Raw genomic sequence first — 17,950 nt, 5'->3', positions numbered from 1 at the left:
AAATAATAAAAAAACTGTAAAATCCTTAGATCCTTACAAAATGACCGAAATACTCAAACAAGGAGTTTTGGAAGGACTTATTCGCTTCGATGGAACAGGAACAGACCGTTATGTTTTTTATCCTCATCAATCTATGCGCTTGCGTTGGGAACCTGAAGAAGAAGTTAGGGCGTGGGCATACATAAAACTTGTAACAGAAAAAAAATACTCGCCTAGTAGAATAGCTTTTGAACGCAAAGTAAAAATGGGTTCTAGTTATAGATTTGTTGATATTGTTATATTTTCAGATAATCAACACACAAACGATGAAGTAATTATCGAATGTAAGCGTGCTGATGTAGGAAAAAGAGCGTTTTTAGAAGCTGTCGAACAAGGAAAATCCTATGATAATCAACTTTATGGAAAGTATGTTTGGGTTACTTCTCAAAAACGAAATACCTATTACAAGACCAAACCAGTAAAGAATGGTAGAGAGTATATAGAAATTGATAATTTGCCTTCTTTTTCGACTTCTTCAAAATTTACAGGTGCATTTAATGAAACTTTTTGGACAATAAAACACTCATTAAAAGCATTTTATAAAAATTATATCATTCCTCAAGCCAAAAAACCTTGGCTTACTGATGCTTTTCTTTTTGCTTTTGTATTCATTTTTATAGGTTTTCTGATAAGTTGGTTTAATGCAAAAGTTATCACAGCTCAAATCGATAATCATACTCGTTGGTTGGTAAAAGAGCGTATTCATTACGGACATTTGTATTGGACTGTTCCTATTCTGACTACTTTAGTTATGATGTGGGGATTCAAACGCAAACTTTTTCCTAAACTTACCGAAAAAAGAACAGCACGAAACCGTAAGAAAAAAGGAAAAAATCTACCTTTTGTTTTTAATAATAAAGTCATTTTTGCGACACTTATCGTCGTTATCCCTTCCCTTGTTTTGAGTGAGTTTTTGTTTGGAACAGATGAAATGTGTCGTACCTGTTGCTCTGAATACTGGTATTGTTGGTGGAGTAGAAATCATTATTATAAAGTAGAAGAATCTTGGCGAATGATGAATTATTTTGTTCCTTTTGTGATTGGAGTTCCTGTTCAATCGCTAATGATGGTAATTCTGAACTGGGTTTTTGAGGCTTTTTCTAGGGTAAGATAATTTTGAGAATGAAATAATTTATGAAAAAGATATTATTTGTAGAAGATGACCCTACACTAGGGTTTGTAGTAAAAGACCATTTAACACTAGAAGGTTATGAAATTGAATGGATAAAAGATGGACAAACAGCTTTTGAAGTTTTTGAAGATGAAAAAAATAACTTTGACTTGTGCATTTTTGATGTCATGCTTCCAAAACTAGATGGTTTTGAGTTAGCTCAAAAAATACGAACAAAAAATAAACAAATTCCGATACTTTTTCTGACTGCCAAATCATTACAAGAAGACCGTTTACATGCTCTTCGAATTGGTGCAGATGATTATCTGACAAAACCTTTTAGTATAGAAGAGTTAGTTTTAAAGATGGAGGTGTTTTTGAGGCGTTCGATAATTACAGAAAATCCTTTATTAGTACATAATCTTATCGATCAAAATTCCGTTATAGAAATAGGAAAGTATAGTTTTGATGTAAAAAATCTACTATTGCTTTCTCCTTCCCAAAATAAATATTCTCTTACTTCAAGAGAAGTTGAATTATTAGAGCTTTTTTGTAAAAATAAAGAACAGGTTTTGAGGAGAGAATTTATCTTAAAAGAACTTTGGGGAGATGATGATTATTTTTTGGGGAGAAGTTTGGATGTTTTTATTTCAAGATTACGCAAGTATTTGAAGGAAGATGAAACTATCCAAATAGAGAATATTCCTCGTGTAGGTTTTAAAATAACAACCAAAAAAGCTTGAAATGATGAATTGTTTTATTTTTTTGGCAAAAATAATTTAAAACTCAATAATTATCATTATTTTTAGGAAAAATATGGATTAAATTATTAAAAATACTATGGAAAACAAAAATTACTTACTTCATTTTTTAGCAACTGTTTTTTTGTGTTGCTTTATTAATATTGATTTATATGGGCAGTCTGACGATTGTTCATCTGCTCCTACCATTATTGTTAGCACAACAGGTTGTGTTTCTGTCCCAAGTACAAATGTAGGGTCTACATCTGGAAACGCTGCATCAGGAGGAAACCCTAGTTGTGCATTCGGTGGTGGCTTTGACCCAACAACTTTAGAAGATGTATGGTATCGTTTTGAAGCAGTAGCTAGTAATATTACTATTGAAACACAAATAGGTTCTCTTGGAGATACAGGTATTGAATTATATACTTCTACAGATGGAACATGTAATACACTTACATCTGTAGAATGTGATGATGATGGAGGTGCTGGAACTTTATCACTTATTACAAGAACTGATTTAGTTAATGGTCAAATTTATTACATAAGAATGTGGGGGTTTAATGGAGGAACAGGTGATTTTGGTATATGTGTACATTCTGTTTTACCCCCAGCTAACGATGAATGCACAGGAGCATTTGATTTAGATGTAGGGCAGTTTGAGTGTGTTTTTGGAGAAATCACAAATGTAGGAGCTACTTATAGTAATACTTTCGGCGGAGACCCTTCTTGTGCTAATGGTACTGGTGCAGAGGATGTATGGTATAGATTTGTAGCTCCAGCAGGTGGACAAGCAGTTATTGATACAGAAGCAGGTTCGATTACAAATAGTGGAATGGAGCTTTATCATGCACCTGATGGTACATGTGGCTCACTTGTATCAATCGATTGTGATAACAATGGAGGAACTGGTAATATGTCAAGAATATTAGAGTACAATCTTATAGGGGGAAATACCTATTATTTGCGTGTATGGGAGAATAATGGTGGAACAGGGACTATGGATATTTGCATCCAAAACCAATATTCAGATTGTGATGTTAGTTTTCCTTTGTGTAGTAGTTCTTCTTTTAATACGAATAGTTTTGGTCCTGGAGCAGTAGATAGTAATATTGGAAATTGTTTTACAGGAGGATTTGATGAAACGGAATTACAATCTATTTGGCTTAATTTTGAAATTCAAACTTCTGGAACTCTAGGCTTTGTAATAGATTCTCAAAATCCAGGAGGAGATGATTATGATTTTAATCTTTTTCGTGCAAATACTTGTGCAGGTATAGTAGGAGGAAATAGTGTATCTTGTAATGCAAGTTCTAGTACAGGTGCAGGAGGAACGACAGGATTAGATACAGGTTTAGCAGGTGGATTTGGTGATAATGACCCTGACCCTAACTCTGAAAATCCAGGTGGTGGTAATCCATTCAATGATGATTTGAATGTGGTAGCTGGAGAAAGATACTATATTGTAATTAATAATTTTAGTGCCACAGGTATTGGTTTTGACATTGCTTTCTCTGGAACAGCAGGATTAGACTGTGTGGTTTTACCTTTGGAACTAACCGAATTTGATGGAGAAAAAGTCAAAGACCAAAATTTATTGCATTGGGCAACAGCTAGAGAGTTTAATACTTCTCATTTTGAAATAGAGAGAAGTAATGATGCAATGGATTTTGTCAAAATAGGAGATTTGAAGTGTGGAAATAAAAAGATGGAAAATCAAATTTATCAATATTGGGATGATGAGCCACAAAATGGAATCAATTATTATAGATTGAAGCAAGTAGATTTGGATGGAACATTTACTTATACCAAAACAATAGCTATTGATAATCAAGGTGTAATTACAAAGTTTGAGATTCAAAAAATATATCCAAACCCTGCTCAAAACACTGTTAATTTTGTCTTTGCAATTCCTTCTTCTAATTCAGATATTCAACTAGAAATTTTTGATAGTAATGGAAAATCAGTTGCTAAGAATACTGAGAACTATGAAAAAGGAATTCAGAATTTTAATCAAAATTTATCTTCGTTCTCTAAAGGATTGTATATTCTTAGAATATCTAATCTAAAAACAGGACAAGTTTTGACAGAGAAATTTGTTAAAAAATAATTTCTAATACTTTAATTCACACTCATACTACTAGACATTTTACTAATTACTGTATAGGTCAGCCTCGTAGAGCAGACCGTTTATAGTCAATTTTACTTGTTTTTAGTTTATAGACGGTCTGCCCTCTGGGACTGACCTATTTATTTGAAAATGTCTAGTCTAGTAGTATGATTCACACTATGAAGTAGGAATTAAATAAGCTGATATTCAGTAGTTTATATTCGTAATTCATAATTACTCCTATGGAATGAGAAATAAATAAACTACACGACTTTTTAATTAAAAGTTTAATTAGTTGTTTATATTCATTTACCATTTACCATTTACAATTAATAATTCACCATTTCTATGCAGCCTTTTCATTTAGCTATCCCTGTCATTGATTTAGAAAAATGTCGTCAATTTTATAGAGATGTTTTGGAATGTTCAGAAGGACGAAGTGATTCTCACTGGGTTGATTTTGATTTCTTTGGACATCAACTTGTAATTCATCAAAAACCTGAAAGTAAATTCTCAAAAGAAAAACTTGCTTCAAATCCTACTAATTTGGTGGATGGACATGATGTTCCAGTTCCTCATTTTGGAGTTGTTTTGGAATGGCAAAAATGGGAGGAATTAGCTCAAAAGTTGAAAACTAAAAATATAAAATTTGTCATTGAGCCTTATTTGCGTTTTGAAGGAAAAGTAGGAGAACAAGCAACTATGTTTTTCCTAGACCCAGAAAATAATGCCTTAGAGTTTAAAGCCTTCAGAAATATAGACCAACTTTTTGCGAAATAAATTGATAGATTTACATATAAGTACTTGGACAAAATTAAATATAAGTAATGACTGATTAGTGAGTGATTTTTATGATAATTACAGGATAATACAAAGTTGTATTATAAAATAACAAATTAAATTTGAAATTGCATTTATCTTCATTTTATCTTAAAAATCATATAAATCATTTACCAATAAGTTACGGTATTTTTAGTTATATTTAATTCTACTCATTTACTTATAGGAGACTTTCTAGTCTGTTTCAAAAACACAAAACCATATTCTACTAAAAAGGTAAAATATGGTTTTGTATTTTTCAATTTATTTTGAACACAATAAATTGATTAACATTCAGAATACTCAATGTGAGGAAATTTATTAGAATTTGCCACACAGATTACTAATTTTGCATCTTCTTCTACATTATTTTTGAGGCTACATTGACATGCCAAACGCTCGTTTTCTTTTAGTCTTTCTAGTGCAAAAAAGTTTTTTTCTACGTTTCCTTTTGGTGTAAGATTTTCGCTGCCTTCTTTAATAATCATCTTACAAGTGGTGCATTTTCCTTTTCCTCCACAGGAGTGCAACCAGTCAATTTGTTCATCTAAAATGTTTTGTAATAAACTTTTTTTTGTGTCTGCCGAAAATTCTACGGCGTTCATGTTCTGAATTGTGATTTTTGGCATTGTTGGCAATATTTTGGGAATTAACTAGAAAAATAGAATTAAACTAAAAATAGTTTAATTTTTTTGAGCCTAAAAATAAGAGAAAATAAATTTAGAATACTAAAATAAAATAGAGTTCAAATTGTTTTCGTATTTTTAGCTAAAATTTTAGATTTAGAGAAAGTTTTATATGCACAAGTAGCAAAACTCTTTATATATAACACTTTAAAGACAACTTTTTCTGAAAAAAATCCTTTAAAAAGGGTTTTGAAATAATGTATTGATTAGCTTTTTGACGAACTTGCAATTCATTAAAAGCATAATCAAATTGGTATAACACAATACAAGACATAAAAATAGAATTTAATCCATTAAAAATAATATCCAAAACCAATTACTTATAAAATTATGGCAAGCAAATTAAATAATAACGCTGTTCTTGCTTATGCTGAATCATTCGCTAAAGCTGTTTGTTCGGAGTTTTTTGCAAAACATGAGCGTATTACAGGCTCTCAACTCACTGATTTTTGTGGAATAAAACAAATAAATTTATTTATCATTAAAATTCTTTTTGAAAATTGGCAAGCTGATAATGCTAAAATCAAAAGTCCATTTTTTGATTATGAAAATCCAGAAATTAAGGCTCTTTTAGAGAAACTTATGAATATGCTTTCTCGCAATATTTCTATTGACCAAGCTACTTTTGAGAAATTAGTTACACAATCTGTGGCTGATACCATTCAATTATTGTTAGCTCCGTATGTTTTTTACGAACAAGAAGTTCAGAAATTGGCTCAAAATGGAAGTACAATTCGTGTCAATGAAGAATTCAAACCTGCTTTAAAATACGTAAAAACACATAAAATTCTCTTTGAACAAATCATAAAAGGTTTAGAAGAAAAAAGTGATGCAGGAATGATTTCGGCTACAAAAGCGATTGACACCATCGGAAATATTGTAGATAATAATGTAGAATATGATGACCCAAAAACAGTTTTGCGTCAGCTTGGAGATATTGTTCCTCTCAAAATTCAAGAATTTGTTACTTTTACTGAACCTACTCAACAAGCTGAAAAAGTAGAAGAAAAAGCTCCTGAACCTGTCGCAGAAGTAACACCTCAAAAAGAAGAAACGAAAAGTTTTTTTGATACTTCTTTTGAAGAAGAGGAAGTAGAAAAAACAACCAATTTTGCTCCTTCTGAAGTAACTTATGCAGAAAAGAAAACAGAACCAAAAATAGAAAAAGTAAAAGAAGAAGCTACTCAAAAAGAAGATACACCTTTGTTCAAATCATATAAACGAGAGGAAGTAACAGAAGAGAATACTACTTATTCTGCACCTAATTTTATGAGCGAAGAGAAAAAAAATGGTAGCCCAGTAACGACTACAAGTGTAGCACCCAAACAAGCCGAAACGATTAAAGAACCTACTTTTGCTGATAAATATACAACAGGAGCAGATGATGATGCACCGACATTTGCAGAACGTTTTAAGCCTTCTGGTAAGACGATTAAGGAACTCATTACACTCAATCAAAAATTCCTTTTTACCAAAAAATTATTTGGGAATAATCAAGACGAACTAGAAGATGCACTCACAGGAATAGACCGTTGTGCGACTCACAAAGAAGCAATCATGTTTTTGAAGAATAATTATATCATGAAATATGATTGGAATTTTCAGAACGATGAAGTAAAAGAATTTTGGGAGTTAGTAGAGCTTCGTTTCTAATTTTTGAGACTACTTTTGAAAAGAAAAAAGTCATCAACACGTAATTTTGTTGATGGCTTTTTTTGTGAGTAAAAATTAAGAAACAAAACCATAAACAAGGTGTTAGTTGGGCATTAATTAAATATTTACTACTAATAATTACAACTATGTTCGGATTATTTAAGAAAAAAGACCCAATACAAGCAAAAATTGATAAATTGACAGAAACGTATAAAAAAATGACTGAAGAAGCCTTTAAACTGTCTCGTATAGATAGAAAAGCCAGTGATTTAAAAACGGCTGAAGCTGAAGAAATTTTGAAGCAAATAGATGAATTGAAGAATTCTCAAAATGGGTAATCAAATAATCTTATAAATAGCCCTAAAATAAACTTTTTCTCGTTTTTTTATATAAGTAAAAATTAGCTACTTTGTAGATTGAAAATATAAAACTGATTTTCAATTCTCCCTTTTTAAATTAACAAAGTTCTTTTTCTATGTCATATAAATTAGCAATTATTGGTTTGGGTTATGTAGGTTTGCCTTTGGCTGTTGAGTTTGGTAAAAAATATTCTACTATTGGTTTTGATATTAATGAAAATCGTATTGAAGAACTCAAAAAAGGCTACGACAAAACGCTTGAAGTAGATAAAGAAGGTTTACAAGAATCAAAACAACTTTCTTTCACAACAAGTCTTGAAAAACTGGCAGAAGCAACAATTTATATTGTAACTGTTCCTACACCTGTTGATTTATATAAAAAACCTGATTTAACTCCTATTCTTGCTGCTTCAAAAACAGTCGGAAAGGTTCTCAAAAAAGGAGATATTGTTGTCTATGAATCTACTGTTTACCCTGGATGTACCGAAGAAGATTGTGTACCTATTCTAGAAAAAGAAAGTGGACTAAAATTTAATCAAGATTTCTTTTGTGGATATTCTCCTGAACGCATCAATCCAGGGGATAAAGAACATACTATCTCAAAAATAAAAAAAGTTGTAAGTGGAAGTACACCAAAAATAGCAGAAGAATTAAATACACTTTATAAGTCAATTATTACAGCAGGAACTCATCTTGCCTCTTCTATCAAAGTAGCCGAAGCCTCAAAAGTCATTGAAAATGCTCAACGAGATTTGAATATTGCTTTTGTCAATGAATTGGCTCTTATTTTTGATAAAATGGATATCGATACACTTGAAGTATTGGAAGCAGCAGGTACAAAATGGAACTTTTTACCTTTCAAACCGGGATTAGTGGGTGGACATTGTATAGGTGTCGACCCTTATTATTTGACGTATAAAGCTGAAAGTTTGGGTTATCATCCAGAAGTTATTTTGGCAGGAAGAAGAATCAATGACACAATGGGGGTTTTTGTGGCTGCAAAAGTAGTAAAACTAATGATTCAGAGAAGTAGCAGCGTAAAAGGCGCACGAATTTTAGTGTTAGGGATTACTTTTAAAGAAAACTGTCCTGATATTCGTAATTCAAGAGTTATTGATGTAATTAGAGAATTTCAAGATTTTGGTGCAAATGTAGAAGTCTATGACCCTTGGGCAGATGCAGCCGAAGTAAAACATGAGTACACTCTTGATTTAATAAAAAAACCTTCTGAAAAGTATGATGCTATCGTTTTGGCAGTTTCACACAAAGAATTTGATTCATTAAATTTTGATACTATCAAACACGAAAAAACAGTTATTTATGATATTAAAGGAAAATTTGATAAGTCTAAAGTAACAGCAAGACTATAAAAAATAAACCTATAAGGTTTTCGAAAACCTTATAGGTTTAGGCAAAAATTACTTTTTCCTAGCTTTTCTCCATCTCACAATTCCAAAAATAATTCCTGCTAAGACAATCCAAAATACCCACAGACGCATCACTCCGACCACAAACATCAAGAAATCATCCCAACCTTCGCCCATATTTTCAAACAGACGACTAAAAAATGAACGTTCTGGTGGTTTAGAATAATTTTCTAATTTTTGAGTAAGTGTCAGATTGATTGTACTAAGCGAAACTTGGTCTTTTAAATAGCGCAAACGTCCTTCTTTTGCTTCTATTTCTTCACGGATGACACGTAGTTTGTCTTCAATTTTCAATATTTCAGAAATTGTCTTGGCATCTTTTAAAATCTCTGTATAGCGTTTTTCTACTTCTCTTTTTGATTTCAAACGTGCTTGAATATCTACAAATTCTTCACTTACATCTTGTGAGTTTTGAGATTGACTTTCTACAAAACCAATACTTGAAAGTTGTTTCATCAAGTTTTCAAAATTACTAGATGCTACACGAATTGTTATATTTTGCTGCTTTGAAGAGCTATAATCATTATAATTAGCAGCCGAAGTAAATCCTTTATTTGCTTTTACTTTTTGCAAAACTTCTTCTTTTGCTTTATCCAAATCTTGCACTTGAAGTTGCATATTTCCAGTTTTGATGACATACAAGCCTTGTACGATTGGCTCACCACTTGTTCCTCCTTCTGTGCCATCTTGATTACTTACAAAGCTGCTCATTGTTGCTTCATTACGTGCTTCTTCTGCATTCATCTTTGCTTGTGTAAGGTCGAAAGAATCTTGTTCTGTAAATTCATCCCTTTGACAAGAAGCAAAAAGGGGCAAAAAAAGAATCCAAACATAAAGTGAAAATTTCAAAGTAGTTTTCATAATTAAATAGAGTTAGTTTTTTGATTGTGATTGATGATTTTTTCTCATTTTATAATAAATAGATGCAAGGAATTAGAAAATTGCATAAATGATTTAGTAAAAATTTATCAATTTTTACTAAAATGTACTCAAAAAAAACTATAAAATCTGATTTTGAAGGTTTTAAAATCTAATTTATAGCGTTTTTACAAGAAAAATTAAGACCTTTGTAACTTATATAATTTATGTAAAAGCTCCTAAACGACAGTTTTTACCTCGTTTACGGTTACGATATACTAAAAATATGTTCAAAACAACAGAAATAACAGCTTATACCATTCCTAGCGATAACGTAATCCATCAACGTTTGCTTTTTGCTTATCATCAAACTGTCAAACATGTAAGTGGAAGCATTTTGGAAACAGGTTGTGGTGTGGGAAAAGGTGCAGAACTTTTCAAACCTCATTGTACGCATTACACGGCTCTTGACAAAAATCAAGAACTCATCAATCATTTGCAAAAACAACATCCAGAATTTACTTTTCTGAATCAAAACATTCCACCGTTTGCTAATCAAGCCGATGAAAGTTTTGATACTGTGGTTACGCAGCAGGTCATTGAGCATATCGAAGATGATAATTTTTACCTCAAAGAAATTCAACGAGTTTTGAAAAAGGGTGGGAAAATGATACTTACAACGCCAAATATCAAACTTTCGCTTACACGCAATCCTTGGCACACAAGAGAATATACAGCACAAGAGTTAGAAACACTTTTAAAGAAATATTTCTCAAAAGTAGATGTAAAAGGAATTACAGGGAATGAAAAAATTTGGGAATATTACAACCAAAATAAAGCATCGGTTGCCAAATACAAAAAGCTAGATATTTTTAATTTAGAACAAAACTTGCCTAGACAAATTCTTCAAATTCCGTATGATATTTTGAATAGAATGAATCGTAAAAAATTGCAAGAACAAGATAATTCGTTAGTTGGTTCGGTTACAATGGGTGATTATTTTGTCTCTGATGATGCCGATAAATGCTTTGATTTCTTTGCTGTGGTGGAGAAGTAAATTTTTTATAAATCTATTCTGATTTTATGATTAGAATAGGTTTATTCTTTAATATTTCAATTTTCTAAAATCTATAATTTTCTTTGAATATGGGACTTGATATAGACATTGTTACAGATAATTATCAAGAAATAGAAGAAATTTATAGTGGAGATTTTTTTCACAAACATAGCCTAAGTAGGCAGTTTTGCAACCTCATGTTTAGAGAAGCTTCAGTAGGACATGAAGCAGAGTTAGACCAAATTGGTAAAATTACAAATGTTGATATCTCAATAATTTATCAAATTATGGGTTACCCAGATGAAGAATCTCTAGAATTCGAACTAGGTTTAGCAAAAACAGAAGAAGAAAAACAAAAGATTTTAAGTAATGCTGAAGAAGCAAGGGCTAAACTAAAGAACAATTTAGATAAAGTTTTGCAAATTGTAACTTCACTAATAGAAAAACTCTCAAAACTTGAGAACTTAAATAAACTTTTACTGCCAACAGCATATGATATGCTGGATGCAGAATATTATTTTTCTGACTTTAATACTGATAAAGGAGATGGATATATAGGAAATAATTTTGGACAAGATTTAAGAAATTTCAAACGTTTTTTAGAGTTTGCAAAAGAAAATGGAGCAAAAACAGTGGTGGTGTTCTTTTTATAAGGATGGATTCTTTGCAATAATTTCATTGTTGTAATTTACTATAAAATATTTGATTGAATTATAATGATTCTCCCATTTTTTAGAAAAGGATAAAGAAAGCCTAACTAATGGGCTATTTCTCTGTCTGATTGTGTTATTAAAACGCTCAATTTTAGTAGTTTCTTTTTTACCTTCTTGTCGGAGTTGTTTTTTAGGAAATACAGTTCCATAAGAAGCAAAATCATCAGCATAAACAATGGCTTTTTCTCTTAATTTCTTATCTATACTCAAATAAAGTCCTAATGCACCCTCTTGATCTCTACCTCCACTATGAAATCCAACTACCAATCCTGTACGTCTTTCGATAGCTAACCAGATCCATTCTGGACAATCTTTAGCACCTACAAAACTCCATAACTCGTCGGCTTCTACCAGATATAAATCTATATCTGCTGAAGCTAAACGACCAATAGGCAAATCTTCTTTTATTCGCTCATAGCAGAGTTTCATACGAGAAGTAACCCAACTGACACTTTTTTTAAAAAGGCGACTAATGCCTCTTAAAGCAATACGTTCTAATAGAAGTTGAGCTACTAACTCATCTTGGTAAGAACTAATAATAGCTTCCTTACTTTCAGGTAAAGGACGTTCTACAAATTGGCGTTTACAAGTTTTACACTTGTAATTTTGCTTATTGTAATAAGTTTGACCGTTTTTTACGGTATATTTGCCTTGGCAATGAGGGCAAATGTGAGTTTGTTTAGTTTGCATTTTACAAATATCACAACTCATTGCCATTTTTTCAAAAAAAACATCCTTATATTTAGAACACTACCAAAACAGTTTGGTTTATGTTTGGGTAATTTATTGATTATTCTTCCTTTTGTTCATTATCCTTCTCAGCCTGTTCACTTTTTTCATTCTGAATATTTTCTTTATTCTGTTTTATCTGAAATTGCTTAGGTGTAATTCCTTCATACTTTTTGAAGACACGAATAAAATAGGTCATGTGATTGTAACCCAGTTCGTAACAAATATCTGTAACTGACTTTGAAATATCTACCAAACGATTTTTTGCAATCTCCACTCGTTCTCTATTTATATAATCAATCGGTGAAATATCTAGTGTTTCTTTGAATGTTCTGAAAAAAGCAGCCTTACTCATACTGGCAATATCTGTCAAGGTATCAATAGAAATAGGCTCGTCGATATGTTCTTTTATATAACCTAAAACAGCTTCAATACTTGGGCTGGTTTCGTTTTCTAGTTCTTCATTTTTTTCTAGCTCAATTTTATCTCGTGCAGGAGTTCTTACAAATCTTAAAATAAGTTCTTTAATAGCAAAATCTATAAAAGCCTCTTTATTATAGTGTTCTTCTGTAAACAAATCAATCAATCTTGCAATCGCTTTTTTGATACTGGTATCGTGCGTAACATTGATTGGATTTTCTCCAAATTGCCAAACCGAAGTATTTTCTACCTTCAATTTACAATCCTCTTGGGCTACTCCAATTTTATTATATTGAGAAATAGTAAGATTAATCGTTTCGATAGGAACTTCTAATTCTAGCCAAGAAAGTCCATTTTTTTTTGTTTTAGTTGTTTTTTTAGTCTGTTTTTCTTCACTTGATTTTGCGTCCAAACGAATAGCTTTATGAGGAGGAATAATCAAGGATTCGCCTACGGTACAATTTTGTTTATAGTCTTTAAAGTCAAAATTAATATTTCCGTCTAAAACAACTACTAAAGTAACTTTGCTTGTTTGGATAGTTTTGGGTTTGATAGTATTACTAATAAGTTCATCATTATAATTAAATAGCGATAAAGTAGTTCTGTTAGATTGATAAATTGTAGATTCTAGGGAAGCAATAGACATAAAATAAAAGGTAAATCAATAAAATAATTCGAACAATGGAATAAAAATAGGAAACTAATCTGTCATTTTTTTACAAAACGAAACAATAGTGTTACTTTTTGAATGCTTTGAAGGATTGATTCAAAAAATAGAGAGTTTCGTATAATTTTTACTACTCTACTTGCCGTAAATTTGTTATGTGTTAGGGAAGAAACACACTTGTTGAAAGCAAAAGTAGTAATTAGTTACTCATAATAAAAATGAGAATAAAATGACCTAACTTACAAAGACTTAGCAAGATACAATTTTTCTATCACAAATTTGGAATAAAACACAGATAATAAGAAGATAGTCTTACACACCCAGAAATATATTCACACACATAAGTATATTTACTGAGAGCTATCTTTAAACAACATAAAGGTTTTAATGAGATTCTAGTTTCATTTGTTTGGAACATTTTTTTGACCTTACACACAAATAACACAACACACACACGAATCAAAAGGCTTATTCTATTTTTAGAATGAGCCTTTTGTGGTTTTAGAGAGGTTGAATTACCAAGTAATTATATAAGTACAACTATCAGCTCCACCAAGACGAGTAGGTTTAGACGTATCTAGCTCTACTTGTATGGTTTTTGAAGATTTGAAGATAAATTTCCTTACCATAGTGATTATAATTCCTCTATCAAAGTCACTAGGATACGGATTTTTACATTCCATGATAGCCTTTTTATGATTTTTATCAAACGAAAGTAATTTATAATAACCAATATCTCCATTTCTATGGTTCATGTGATATGCCATATTAATACCTTTTAAAGCACTTTCTAGGTCATTAATTTGAGGTGGAAAAATAGCGTTTTCAGGAATAGCTTTTCCTATACTAAAGAGAGTTGCTTTTCCAAACTTTTTACTAATTTCTGCAAAAGCATCTAGCCATGACCTTTGACTATACCAAGAATTAGGTTCTATATCTTGTAAATTATACTTCTTGAGAGTGTCTTTAAGTACTCCATGAGCAAAGGCATTATGTGGAATAGCATTTAAAAAAGATAGAATTGTCTGTCCATTTACTTCTACATTTGGAGAAAAAGGAATAAATTGTGCCATAATAAAGGGGAGGAGGTTTTTATAAAAAGTGTTTCTATCAAAAATAAGATTTTTTAACTAAAAAAACAACTGAAAGTATTTATTTGTGGTTTTAGAAAGTTTTGACTTATATTAGCCTTATTTTTAGCAAATCTTCATTCTCAATTTTTAAAATGAAAAAATACATCATCAAAAAAACTTCAAATTTTGTCCTTTTAGTTTTACTTTCTTTTTCACTTTCTGCCCAAACCACAGAAGAGAAAAAAGATTTATTCACACTAGAACACGCTGCTCTTTATAATTTATCCCCAAAAAATATTGGACAATTACATTGGCGAAAAAATGGCTATTATGTTTATCAATCCTACGACGGACAAGAACTCCAAACGGCTCATCCAATTCTGAAAATTGCTGAACAAACACTCGTTTCTACCAAAACACTAAGCGAAAAATTAGAACTTACTGTTGTTATGCGCCGTTTGCCTCGCTTTAATTGGATAGATGAAAATTTGGCTTGGTTTGAATATGCAAATAAAGTTTATATATATAATTTTGAAAATCAAAGTGTAAAACTCGTTACAAATGTCGTAGAAAATGCAAGTTTTGCCGAATCTCATTCTGCTGAAAAACTAGCTGTAGTTATTGATAATAATATTTGGATTAAGAATGTAAAAAAGGACGGAACAACAGAATTTATTCAAATTACAGAAGATGGAACTAGAGACCTCACGTATGGAGAAGCTGCCCACCGTTACGAATTTGGAATTACAAAAGGACTTTTTTGGTCGGAAAATGCCGAAAAATTAGCTTTTTATCGTACAGATAGAAGCATGGTAACTGATTATCCTTTGATTGATTATTCTCCTTATCCAGCCAAACATACACCTATAAAATATCCGATGGCAGGACAAAAAAGTCATCATGCAACGGTAGGAGTTTATGATTTAGCGTCTAAAAAAACGGTTTATTTACAAACAAGAGAACTAAAAACAGACGAAGAACAGTATTCTACCAATATTACTTTTAGTCCAGATACAAAGACAATTTATGTAGCTATCGTAAATCGTGAACAAAATTTTATGCAATTAAAAGCATACAACGCAAATACAGGCGAAAAAATTAAAACACTTTTTGAGGAAAAAGACGACAAATATACAGAGCCTCAGCATTCGCTTTTGTTTATGAAGAAAAATAAAAATCTATTTGTTTGGCAAAGTCAAAGAGATGGTTTTAATCATTTGTATTTGTACGATACTGATGGAAAATTAATTAGACAACTTACAAAAGGAAATGGAGTTGTAACTGATATTTTGGGAACGGATGCCGAGGAGAAATTTTTATACTTTACGGCTGCTTTAGAAAGTCCGATTGAAAATCATATTTATAGAACAGAAATCAAAACAGGTAAAATTACAAAAATCACTAAAGAAGCAGGAACGCATTATGGAAAACTAAGTGAAGACGGAAAATTTTTATTAGATTCTTATTCTAATCTTGAAACGCCAGCGATTACGCAAATTATTGATACAAAAACAGGAACTTTAGTAAGAAAAGTTTTTGAAGCTGAAAATCCACTTGTAAATTATGAACGTGGACAAATGGAAATTTTCAAACTCAAAGCTGACGACGGAACAGACCTTTATTCAAGAGTTATCAAGCCTACAAATTTTGATTCTACCAAAAAACATCCTGTCATGATTTATGTTTATGGAGGACCTCATGTGCAGCTTATTCAAAATAAATGGCTCGGTGGTGCAGATTATTTTATGCAATATATGGCGCAACAGGGTTATATTATTTTTACGCTTGATAATCGTGGTTCTTCGAATAGAGGAAAAGATTTTGAACAAGCAACTTTTAGAAATTTGGGTGAAAATGAAATGTCAGACCAACTAAAAGGTGTAGAATGGCTCAAAAAACAATCGTATGTAGATAGCGAACGTTTGGGTGTTTTTGGTTGGAGTTTTGGTGGGTTTATGACAACTTCTTTGATGACAAAACATGCAGATTTGTTTAAAGTGGGTGTTGCTGGAGGACCAGTAATAGATTGGAGTTTGTATGAAATTATGTACACAGAACGCTACATGGACACGCCACAAGAAAATCCAGAAGGTTATAAAAATGCAAATCTTTTAAATTCTATTGAAAACTTAAAAGGTAGATTGATGATTATTCACGGTTTGCAAGATGATGTCGTTTTGCCACAACATACTCGTTTATTGATAAATAAAGCCATCGAAAAACAAATTTTGTTAGATTATTTTCCTTATCCTTCGCACCCTCACAATGTCAGAGGAATGGACAGAATACATTTGTATATGAAAATAGCAAAGTATTTTGAGGATTTTCTTTAGAATTAATTGCTGATAATTGAAAAAGGCTTTGTATCATTTTTGATGCAAAGCCTTTTTTATTTGTTCTATTATCTACCACCATTCTATATCAATCGCTTCTAAATCTACATCTGGAAAATTATACTTTTCTATCAATAACTTTCTTGGAAATGATTTTTCTTGTGGGTCTATCATAGAATATAATAATTCTTTTATTTCATCTAGCTTTTCTTTATCTATGCTTTGAGCTAAATCCCATACTTTATTTACAGTATAACCTCCCATAAGTGTACTGGCTTCCATAACTCCACTATTAATTTTTAAAAGGTTATCTGCTCGTTCTATTACTTCTAAAAATTTGGTAAACGTAAATGACAAAGAACTTCCCCATTGCATTTTGTAGTCTTCTAATTGCTCTTTTTTTCGTTTTTTATAGCTTTGTGATTCTATATTATCCACATACCTTTCTACATCATTATTAATTAATTTATACTCAAAAGCCTTTCTATTTCTCAAAAATTTGCCGTTTTTAAAATCTTTCAATAAGTCTTCTCCTATCTCAAAAGCCTTCATTAAAGATTTAAGTTGTTGCAATCTATAAAATCTAGGAGGATTAGAAGAAATAGCCTCTTGATTCCAGTCTGATTGACTTGGAACTAAATTCACAAATTCAAGATAAATATCTAAAAAATCTTTTACTGTATAAGATGTAGGAGTAATTCTAGTATTTCCAATATAGATGCCCCATATTCTTTTATCTCCATCATCCCAAGAAATAACTAAGTTTCTATCAGAGTAAAAATAGTAATGCGAACTATATTTTTTTTCTATAGAATCTGCTTTGCCAAATAAACGCTCAATATCTTTTTCCTCTTTTATTTTCAAAGAGTCTAAACCTTCTTTTCTAATCAAAAATTCTACAATTTTATTATCCGATGTTCTATAACAGTAAAAATCATCATTGTGTGTATTAACCCAACCATCCCCAGTAATCTCTTTTTCTGTTATAGATAGTTTGTCTAATAATACATTGCTATTTTGATTAAGACGAACACCCAAAAGAGTGATTTCATCTAAGTTAAAATCTTTTGTCAAAATGTTAATATTTTCTTGTAATTCCATAAATTATAATGTTTTTTTTGATTAAAAATAATAAAACCACATCTGACAAAAATCA

Annotated in this window: 16 protein-coding genes; 10 read left to right on the top strand and 6 right to left on the bottom strand. The window is 31.1% G+C overall.

The genetic code is table 11. The annotated features are described in order from the left end of the window. Positions 1–40: 40 nt before the first annotated feature. The 4 genes from ACE193_RS07930 (at position 41) to ACE193_RS07915 (ending at position 4,780) form a co-directional block, all read left to right on the top strand. Entirely contained in the window at positions 41–1,153 is a 1,113-nt protein-coding gene (locus ACE193_RS07930) for a type I restriction enzyme HsdR N-terminal domain-containing protein (protein ID WP_375562465.1), read from the top strand. 20 nt (positions 1,154–1,173) lie between these two features. Continuing rightward, on the top strand, positions 1,174–1,893 hold the full coding sequence (locus ACE193_RS07925) for a response regulator transcription factor (RefSeq protein WP_375562464.1): 720 nt from the start codon (positions 1,174–1,176) through the stop codon (positions 1,891–1,893). A 97-nt stretch (positions 1,894–1,990) separates the two neighbouring features. Continuing rightward, positions 1,991–4,000, top strand: a complete 2,010-nt coding sequence (locus ACE193_RS07920) for a T9SS type A sorting domain-containing protein (RefSeq protein ID WP_375562463.1) — start codon at positions 1,991–1,993, stop codon at positions 3,998–4,000. Positions 4,001–4,348: 348 nt separating this feature from the next. After that, positions 4,349–4,780 carry a VOC family protein gene (locus tag ACE193_RS07915; protein ID WP_375562462.1) on the top strand — a complete coding sequence of 144 codons (432 nt, stop codon included), beginning with the start codon at positions 4,349–4,351 and terminating at the stop codon, positions 4,778–4,780. Between the two features lie 326 nt (positions 4,781–5,106). On the opposite strand, the gene ACE193_RS07910 is transcribed toward ACE193_RS07915, so the two are convergent. Further along, positions 5,107–5,448: a 2Fe-2S iron-sulfur cluster-binding protein gene (locus tag ACE193_RS07910; protein ID WP_375562461.1), complete on the bottom strand. Its 342-nt coding sequence runs from the start codon at positions 5,446–5,448 to the stop codon at positions 5,107–5,109. Between the two features lie 387 nt (positions 5,449–5,835). On the opposite strand from ACE193_RS07910, the gene ACE193_RS07905 reads away from it, so the two are divergent. The 3 genes from ACE193_RS07905 (at position 5,836) to ACE193_RS07895 (ending at position 8,887) form a co-directional block, all read left to right on the top strand. Then, the gene (locus ACE193_RS07905; protein ID WP_375562460.1) at positions 5,836–7,158 is read left to right on the top strand and encodes a hypothetical protein; all 1,323 of its coding nucleotides are present in this window, start codon (positions 5,836–5,838) and stop codon (positions 7,156–7,158) included. A gap of 146 nt (positions 7,159–7,304) precedes the next feature. Then, positions 7,305–7,496, top strand: a complete 192-nt coding sequence (locus ACE193_RS07900) for a Lacal_2735 family protein (protein WP_375562459.1) — start codon at positions 7,305–7,307, stop codon at positions 7,494–7,496. A 137-nt stretch (positions 7,497–7,633) separates the two neighbouring features. Beyond that, complete coding sequence (locus tag ACE193_RS07895) at positions 7,634–8,887, top strand: nucleotide sugar dehydrogenase (RefSeq protein ID WP_375562458.1); 1,254 nt, start codon at positions 7,634–7,636, stop codon at positions 8,885–8,887. Positions 8,888–8,935: 48 nt separating this feature from the next. Here the strand turns inward: ACE193_RS07895 and ACE193_RS07890 are convergent, their stop codons facing one another. Further along, on the bottom strand, positions 8,936–9,805 hold the full coding sequence (locus ACE193_RS07890; protein ID WP_375562457.1) for a DUF4349 domain-containing protein: 870 nt from the start codon (positions 9,803–9,805) through the stop codon (positions 8,936–8,938). 283 nt (positions 9,806–10,088) lie between these two features. On the opposite strand from ACE193_RS07890, the gene ACE193_RS07885 reads away from it, so the two are divergent. Next, a complete protein-coding gene (locus ACE193_RS07885; RefSeq protein WP_375562456.1) occupies positions 10,089–10,859 on the top strand; it encodes a class I SAM-dependent methyltransferase in 771 nt (256 codons plus the stop codon). Positions 10,860–10,948: 89 nt separating this feature from the next. Then, positions 10,949–11,512: a hypothetical protein gene (locus ACE193_RS07880; protein ID WP_375562455.1), complete on the top strand. Its 564-nt coding sequence runs from the start codon at positions 10,949–10,951 to the stop codon at positions 11,510–11,512. Here the strand turns inward: ACE193_RS07880 and ACE193_RS07875 are convergent. The 3 genes from ACE193_RS07875 to ACE193_RS07865 all read right to left on the bottom strand — a co-directional run bounded on the left by ACE193_RS07875 (position 11,507) and on the right by ACE193_RS07865 (position 14,461). Continuing rightward, positions 11,507–12,262 (bottom strand): IS1 family transposase, encoded by a 756-nt coding sequence (locus ACE193_RS07875; protein WP_375562454.1) that lies wholly within the window; start codon positions 12,260–12,262, stop codon positions 11,507–11,509. The genes ACE193_RS07880 and ACE193_RS07875 overlap by 6 nt on opposite strands. 100 nt (positions 12,263–12,362) lie before the next feature. Continuing rightward, positions 12,363–13,367, bottom strand: a complete 1,005-nt coding sequence (locus ACE193_RS07870; protein WP_375562453.1) for a helix-turn-helix transcriptional regulator — start codon at positions 13,365–13,367, stop codon at positions 12,363–12,365. 536 nt (positions 13,368–13,903) lie between these two features. Then, positions 13,904–14,461 (bottom strand): hypothetical protein, encoded by a 558-nt coding sequence (locus ACE193_RS07865; protein WP_375562452.1) that lies wholly within the window; start codon positions 14,459–14,461, stop codon positions 13,904–13,906. 152 nt (positions 14,462–14,613) lie between these two features. On the opposite strand from ACE193_RS07865, the gene ACE193_RS07860 reads away from it, so the two are divergent. After that, on the top strand, positions 14,614–16,794 hold the full coding sequence (locus tag ACE193_RS07860) for a DPP IV N-terminal domain-containing protein (protein ID WP_375562451.1): 2,181 nt from the start codon (positions 14,614–14,616) through the stop codon (positions 16,792–16,794). A 72-nt stretch (positions 16,795–16,866) separates the two neighbouring features. Here ACE193_RS07860 and ACE193_RS07855 read toward each other — a convergent pair whose 3' ends face one another. Continuing rightward, positions 16,867–17,895 carry a hypothetical protein gene (locus ACE193_RS07855; protein WP_375562450.1) on the bottom strand — a complete coding sequence of 343 codons (1,029 nt, stop codon included), beginning with the start codon at positions 17,893–17,895 and terminating at the stop codon, positions 16,867–16,869. Between the last annotated feature and the right edge of the window lie 55 nt (positions 17,896–17,950).

The sequence above is a fragment of the Bernardetia aquimarina genome, from assembly GCF_042180575.1.
GTDB lineage: Bacteria > Bacteroidota > Bacteroidia > Cytophagales > Bernardetiaceae > Bernardetia.
This window is presented reverse-complemented; position numbering and strand designations above follow the sequence as displayed.

Coding starts and splice junctions, on each gene's coding strand:
- ACE193_RS07880 (WP_375562455.1), top strand. CDS start 10,949: ATGGGACTTGATATAGACATTGTTACAGATAATTATCAAGAAATAGAA.
- ACE193_RS07910 (WP_375562461.1), bottom strand. CDS start 5,448: ATGCCAAAAATCACAATTCAGAACATGAACGCCGTAGAATTTTCGGCA.
- ACE193_RS07855 (WP_375562450.1), bottom strand. CDS start 17,895: ATGGAATTACAAGAAAATATTAACATTTTGACAAAAGATTTTAACTTA.
- ACE193_RS07930 (WP_375562465.1), top strand. CDS start 41: ATGACCGAAATACTCAAACAAGGAGTTTTGGAAGGACTTATTCGCTTC.
- ACE193_RS07920 (WP_375562463.1), top strand. CDS start 1,991: ATGGAAAACAAAAATTACTTACTTCATTTTTTAGCAACTGTTTTTTTG.
- ACE193_RS07900 (WP_375562459.1), top strand. CDS start 7,305: ATGTTCGGATTATTTAAGAAAAAAGACCCAATACAAGCAAAAATTGAT.
- ACE193_RS07885 (WP_375562456.1), top strand. CDS start 10,089: ATGTTCAAAACAACAGAAATAACAGCTTATACCATTCCTAGCGATAAC.
- ACE193_RS07915 (WP_375562462.1), top strand. CDS start 4,349: ATGCAGCCTTTTCATTTAGCTATCCCTGTCATTGATTTAGAAAAATGT.
- ACE193_RS07860 (WP_375562451.1), top strand. CDS start 14,614: ATGAAAAAATACATCATCAAAAAAACTTCAAATTTTGTCCTTTTAGTT.
- ACE193_RS07875 (WP_375562454.1), bottom strand. CDS start 12,262: ATGCAAACTAAACAAACTCACATTTGCCCTCATTGCCAAGGCAAATAT.
- ACE193_RS07895 (WP_375562458.1), top strand. CDS start 7,634: ATGTCATATAAATTAGCAATTATTGGTTTGGGTTATGTAGGTTTGCCT.
- ACE193_RS07905 (WP_375562460.1), top strand. CDS start 5,836: ATGGCAAGCAAATTAAATAATAACGCTGTTCTTGCTTATGCTGAATCA.
- ACE193_RS07890 (WP_375562457.1), bottom strand. CDS start 9,805: ATGAAAACTACTTTGAAATTTTCACTTTATGTTTGGATTCTTTTTTTG.
- ACE193_RS07925 (WP_375562464.1), top strand. CDS start 1,174: ATGAAAAAGATATTATTTGTAGAAGATGACCCTACACTAGGGTTTGTA.
- ACE193_RS07870 (WP_375562453.1), bottom strand. CDS start 13,367: ATGTCTATTGCTTCCCTAGAATCTACAATTTATCAATCTAACAGAACT.
- ACE193_RS07865 (WP_375562452.1), bottom strand. CDS start 14,461: ATGGCACAATTTATTCCTTTTTCTCCAAATGTAGAAGTAAATGGACAG.